The organism is Pseudomonas sp. RIT-PI-AD (assembly GCF_025642785.1).
Classification (GTDB): Bacteria; Pseudomonadota; Gammaproteobacteria; order Pseudomonadales; family Pseudomonadaceae; genus Pseudomonas_T.
This window is the reverse complement of the sequence record NZ_JANZKU010000052.1, coordinates 1-5,641: the sequence shown is the minus strand read 5'-3', so window position 1 is coordinate 5,641 and position 5,641 is coordinate 1. Positions and strand designations below refer to the sequence as shown.

The 5,641-nt window shown below is 57.3% G+C and carries 5 protein-coding genes and 1 pseudogene; 5 read left to right on the top strand and 1 reads right to left on the bottom strand.

Going from position 1 to position 5,641, the window contains the following annotated elements; translation table 11 throughout:
* The first annotated feature begins 721 nt into the window (after positions 1-721).
* The 3 genes from OGL92_RS21875 to OGL92_RS21865 all read left to right on the top strand — a co-directional run bounded on the left by OGL92_RS21875 (position 722) and on the right by OGL92_RS21865 (position 1,999).
* Positions 722-1,105: a hypothetical protein gene (locus OGL92_RS21875; protein ID WP_263147951.1), complete on the top strand. Its 384-nt coding sequence runs from the start codon at positions 722-724 to the stop codon at positions 1,103-1,105.
* Between the two features lie 173 nt (positions 1,106-1,278).
* Positions 1,279-1,599, top strand: a complete 321-nt coding sequence (locus OGL92_RS21870) for a hypothetical protein (RefSeq protein ID WP_263147949.1) — start codon at positions 1,279-1,281, stop codon at positions 1,597-1,599.
* A 1-nt stretch (position 1,600) separates the two neighbouring features.
* On the top strand, positions 1,601-1,999 hold the full coding sequence (locus OGL92_RS21865) for a hypothetical protein (RefSeq protein ID WP_263147947.1): 399 nt from the start codon (positions 1,601-1,603) through the stop codon (positions 1,997-1,999).
* A 156-nt stretch (positions 2,000-2,155) separates the two neighbouring features.
* On the opposite strand, the gene OGL92_RS21860 is transcribed toward OGL92_RS21865, so the two are convergent.
* A complete protein-coding gene (locus OGL92_RS21860) occupies positions 2,156-3,331 on the bottom strand; it encodes a GGDEF domain-containing protein (RefSeq protein ID WP_263147945.1) in 1,176 nt (391 codons plus the stop codon).
* A gap of 447 nt (positions 3,332-3,778) precedes the next feature.
* Between OGL92_RS21860 and OGL92_RS21855 the strand changes: the two genes are divergently transcribed.
* Positions 3,779-4,522 (top strand): class I SAM-dependent methyltransferase, encoded by a 744-nt coding sequence (locus tag OGL92_RS21855; protein WP_263147943.1) that lies wholly within the window; start codon positions 3,779-3,781, stop codon positions 4,520-4,522.
* A 479-nt stretch (positions 4,523-5,001) separates the two neighbouring features.
* A pseudogene (locus OGL92_RS21850) lies at positions 5,002-5,641 on the top strand (hypothetical protein); the annotation flags it as partial.

Here is a 5,641-nt window from a genome sequence, read left to right as displayed (position 1 = left end):
ATTTGCGCAGCGATCGGTGTTGGGTCAATGGGCGTTGGAGGTTTGGTATGTGGCCTAGTGGTGACAGCTTCTGGAGGAGTTATTGTGGGGAATGGAGTGAGCGAGTTTGGGGAGTTTCTTGGCGCTCTCGTTTATGAGGGGACACGATAATGCCTGAAAAAATGATATACGCGGCCATAACTTGCCTTTTTATCCTGGTAGCGATAATTTCTTTCGGATTGGCGGCGTATGTGTCGACTAGGAAATTAGATGAAATAGAAAGATACTTAAGGAACTCCATGGCTGTCAGCAGGAGTCCGTTAGCCGCCAGTAACGGATGGTTAGAACGCCTCTATAGAACTGCACAAATAGCTGGGCTTTTAATATTTGATCAATACAGTATAAAAAAAGGTATTTTGTCGCCTGGCGATTTAAACAGACTTCCTGTTCCTCTGTATCGGTGGGCGACCTGGCCTTACCGTATGCTAGCGATTAATGTCATTTTACTTATGGTGCTTATTCAGTATGGAAAACACCAAGGATGGCTTGGGGCTTCCTGATCAAGGACGGTCACACGTCATTCACGCTCGTGATGGCCTTGGGCTTAGGCGCGTCTGCCTGACTTTAGATATAGCAGCGTTTGGTAAAGGTAGCGATCTGTTCGCTGTGGAAACTATTACTGGGCTATTGTTTAGAGAACTGGTGTGGGGTTGCTGATGGACTGTCTATGGGTGAATGCTGAGTGGTAATTAAAATTACGCTGCTGTCCTTTGTTGGGTTTTTTGGATTTTTGGCCTTGTTCAGTGATTTCTATCTTTCCAGGCTTTCCTTCAAGTATCTTGAAGAGGCTGAAAAGTATTTGAAGGGCTCGTCTCTAGTTATTTTTAATAAAAAACACCTCGACAATGGTTTTTTAGGCAGGACGTATAGATTGATACAGCTGTCGTCAGGTTTGATAGATGAAGAGTTCTATATCAAAAGGGGAGCATTGGAACGAGAGGAGGTGTCGAATTTTCCCCATGCCTTGAAACGCAAAATAACGCTGCCTAACAAAGTCCTTCAAGTCAGCGGCCTGCTTGCTTTGATTCTAGCTATAGGGGCGAATTACAGTGGGGCTTTGACTTGAGAATGATGTCGCTCATATCGGCTTACTAGTATCGGCGTTGTTTTTCAAATAGTGGAGTTTGGGTATGTCCCCTCACCCTATGAAAGGGCTTGGATATTATGCTTGGATATGAGTCCTTACTTACTTTCGTTTTCTTGTCGAGCGGAGCTTTGGCATCGACAGGTTGTGTGTACATGACCTATTTGGCCTTCAAGGAGCTGGATAGAGCAGAGTACTATTTGAGGAATTCTAATTTAGTTAAAGCCAATAAGCGTTATCTGGGAGGGGGTAGATTGGCGCGCGTAATGCGAATGTTGCAGATCTCTTCCTGTTTGAGTACGCGTAATTTTTCTATACGCAAGGGTCAGCTTGATGCAGGCGATGTTTCTGAGTTTCCGGAAGAACTGGCCAGGCAAATAGTCTGGACCGGTCGAGTGATTCTGGTCTTCGTTATACTGATGCTCATCAGCTCGGGTTGTTATAATCACCTTGAGAATAAAGGCTGGGTCATCTGAGATGACACGTGCTCTTAGCTGGGAGGAAATTCTTCTGCTTACAGTTGCAGTGAGTGCGTTTTTGGGGTTTTTGCTGGCACTTTACATGACTTTCATAGCGCACAAATATTTAGATGAATTTGAAGCCCACCTGAAACGGTCTAGCCTGGTGATCAATAATCGTAAGTACATGGGGGATAGCCTTGTCGGGCGGATGTATCGCTTGCTTCAAATTTCCTCCTGCTTGAGCATGCCGGGGTTTTCCATAAGGAAAGGACAGCTTGACCCTAACGATGCCTTGGAGTTTCCAGAGCATTTAGCAAGAAAGATCGTATGGCCGAGCCGTTTCATATTGCTTTTTGTCTTGATAATTATGCTGGTCGGCGGCTACGGAAAATATTTCAATGGTTTTAAGCTTTAGGCCTGCACAGTCGTAGGGTGGATGACGCTTTATCCATCCACCAAGAGGGCTGCTCTCACCGGGTTACCGTGGCAAAGGTCATGTCGGCCATGACCCACGTCCCGCCTGTCTGGCGGCCGAAAGGCATGTGATCGAAGGACGCGTGTGGCGTATCGATCAAGATTGCAGCGGCCCGTCGCTCGCGAGGGTTCGATCCACCAGCCGGATACTGTTGCGCCCGCCGCGCTTGGATTCGTAAAGGGCCATGTCGCCTTGCTCGATCAACGCCGCGAGGCTGGCGGGCGGCTGGTCGTAGAGGTTAGCGCCGATGCTCAGGGTGACCGCTTCGGGCGTGGCGAATGCCTGCGAGGTGGCCTCGTGGAAGCGTTGGCGGAGCACGTCGCCCAATTGGGCGATTCGTCCACTGGACGCATTCCGCAGCACGATCACGAACTCGTCGCCACCCAGGCGGGCCGCGAGCGCACCTTCGGGCAGCAACGAACGAATCATCTCGCTCAGCGCGACGAGCAGCCGGTCGCCTGCCGTGTGGCCGTGCAGGTCGTTGACCAGCTTGAAGTTGTCGATATCGATCAACAGCAAGGCACCCGGACGAGTGGGCGAGGCGTCCTTCAGGAGGTGCGGTGCCCGCGCCTCGAGGGCGCGCCGGTTGTAGAGGGTGGTCAAGGGGTCCCGCGCAGCTAGCCGTTCTATGCGTTTTTCCCGTCGATAGCGCACGGTTCCCGTCATCGACAGCGCGATCAGCATGATCGCCATGACGCCTTCGACCAGTGAAATCTGGATGATTTCGCCGCGGAAGGCGGCGAGGTCGATCAACGTACCCGGAACGAACGCCAGTGCCGCCTTGACGAGGTAGAAAAGCCCGTGGCCCAACAGCACGTAACGCAGTTGCGCCGCGCCCGCGCCGAGGGACCCGCCGTGGGCGCGCAGAAGAACGCCGGCCCTGAGCGTCAGCAGCGCCACCAGCAGGGAATTGACCAGCAGCATGATCTTGGGCCAGGCCTGCTCGCCCGGCAGGAGCAGCAGCGCCAGCCAAGCCACGAGGGTGAGGTACCAGGCCCGGGACAGACGGGTTCCGGTGAAAAGGGCGACGCCCACCAGGAAGAACCCGTGAGCCACCACCAACAGACCGTTGGCGAACCAGATACCGATCAGCAGCAGGCCGCTTCCGCGAAGCAAGGCGAGGGTCGAACCCAGGGTGATGGTGGCGAAGCCCAGGCTCCAGAACCGCAGTGAGGGCTCGCGAACGGTGCGCCACTCGATCGCCAGATACAGCGCCGCGGCTGCCGCGAGCGCTAGGGTGAGGGTTAACATCGTTGGGGCATCGAGCGCCATGACCGGTCGGCCTGCCTGGTTACCGTGGAGGAGAACGACGGTGGGTGGCCCGCCGCCATCAATGCATTTCAGGCGGGGATTGTAAGCGAGCAGGAGGGATGACGCTGCTGATCCGTCATCCTGCACTTCCCACGACGGCTGGCCGTGACCTGACTCGGACCAGCCGGCCAAGCGACCGGGTAGCGCTCTTTCGCGCAGAGGGTGAAGCGCATCCGGCACGTGAGCGCAGTCGTTGGATATAGCGGGCCATCCACGGGTGTCGCGTGGGATCGCTGGTGGGCACGCTTCGCGTTGCCCGCCCCAGGTCGTCTTCGGGGCGGGTGGAAAACCGCAGAGCGTTTCCATCGATAGGAGTATCCCAGGCGGCCTCTCTCGCCAGAGGCTGGACCGTCCTGTGGCCAGGTTGGGCTATGATGCGCGCCCTCCCTCTCTGTCGATACTCAGCCCATGCCCGGCAACGCGCTCTATACCGATCTGTCGGGTTACTACGATCTGATGTGCGCCGATATCGACTATCGGGCGCAAAGCCACTGTGTTCACCGGTTGCAGCAGCTGTTCGGCAATGCCGGGACAGGGCACCTCGATCTCGCCTGCGGAACCGGCCCGCACGTCCGGCATTTCATCGATGCCGGTTACCGAAGCAGCGGGCTCGACATCAACCAGCCCATGCTGGACCGCGCCGCCCTGCGCTGCCCGGAAGCCCGTTTCTCCCGGCAGGACATGTGCGGTTTCAGGGTGAGCGAACCGGTCGACCTGATCACCTGCTTTTTGTATTCCATCCATTACAGTGCCAGCATCGAGCGGCTCGAGGCCTGTATCGCCAGCGTGCATGGAGCCCTGGGCGTCGGTGGAGTCTTCTGTTTCAACGCGGTCGACAAGAACAGGATCGACAACGATTCGTTCGTTTCGCACACCGCCAGGCACGATGACGGCCTGTTTCATTTCAGCTCCGGTTGGCATTACCGGGGGGCCGGCGAGCGGCAATCGTTGAGGTTGCGCATCGAAAGAACGGCGGCGGGTGACACCCAGGTCTGGCACGACGAGCATCCCATGGTGGCGGTGAGCTTCGCCGCGTTGCTGGAGCTGTTGGCGCCGTACTTCGAGGTTCATGTGTTCGAGCATGAGTACGACAGGCTCATTCCGTGGGACGGCGCCTCCGGCAATGCGCTGTTCGCCTGCGTGAAGATTTGAGAAAGCCGTGGTGGCCGTGGGTGTTGGGGCTAACGACCGAGGTGGCGGCTCATCCCTCGAGCGTCGGGGTGGGGTGATGATCCGTTGGTGAGCAAGCTTCGCGTTGCCCACCCTACGTCACCCTCCCGTAGGGTGGAAAACCGCGAAGCGTTTTTCACCGACTAGATATCGGCGCACGCCAAGCCAGGCCTTGGTGGACAAGCAAGGCGTTGTCCACCCTACGCCATCACGACCACACCGTAGGGGGCCGCGAAGCCTTTCACCGCCGACGTGTCGTTGCGCTCGCGGTGTGGGCCCCCATTGCGCTCTTGGACAAGCGTTAAGTAACTAAAACTATTGCTTTGTGGTTACGTTCGCATTTTCAGCGTTCTCTCGGCGCTGGGGGCGAACGCTCGCCCTTGCCTCGTTGCGATGGCAATAAATGCTGTGTCACAGTCCCGGGCGCTTCGTTCACGGATGGCATCGCAGGGAGAGAAATCATGCCTACCTCCGCCGAGCCCGGCTTCTACATCGTCCAGGACCCCATGCCGCGCGGCAGTCTCGAACAGTTGCTGATGCCCGAGGCCTCGTCGGCCAGCCTGGGCAAATTCCGCAGCCTCAACCCACATCTCAGCCAGTGGGCCAAGCCCGGGCAGATGGCGGTGATGAGCGCCTCCCCCGAACGCATGTGCACCTTGCAAGAAGCCCTGCTGATGGAAGCGGCTGTCAAGATCGACGCCGCCCTGGCGCCTATGAGCGACGACGACGCGCGCTTCCTGGTGCGCAACCGTGACTTCATCGAGCCGTTTCTCCAGCAGGGCGAGGGCGCCCTCGGTACCGCCAGCCTGATGGTCGGCAAGCACCTGGATGACCTGGGCCACACCCTCAAGGCTCTGGAGCAGCTTTACCAGCGTAGCTTCGACCAGGGCGGCAGCCTGCGCGGCAACGCCTTTTTCGCCGAACGTCAACACCTGATGCGCCAGCTCGACGCCAGCCTCGGTCCGCTGGTACGCAAGGGGGTAGGCCTGCCCGACCACCCCAATCTCCGCCATGCCCTGGGCCTTTCCAGCCGCAGCCTGGTCCATCACTGGAGCAAGGCCGGGCGGGCCGGTGCCATCCCCGGCTACGCCAGTTACATCG

Excerpts from the sequence above, each read along its gene's own strand:
- OGL92_RS21860 (WP_263147945.1), bottom strand. The coding sequence starts at position 3,331 with ATGGCGCTCGATGCCCCAACGATGTTAACCCTCACCCTAGCGCTCGCG.
- OGL92_RS21870 (WP_263147949.1), top strand. The coding sequence starts at position 1,279 with ATGACCTATTTGGCCTTCAAGGAGCTGGATAGAGCAGAGTACTATTTG.
- OGL92_RS21855 (WP_263147943.1), top strand. The coding sequence starts at position 3,779 with ATGCCCGGCAACGCGCTCTATACCGATCTGTCGGGTTACTACGATCTG.
- OGL92_RS21865 (WP_263147947.1), top strand. The coding sequence starts at position 1,601 with ATGACACGTGCTCTTAGCTGGGAGGAAATTCTTCTGCTTACAGTTGCA.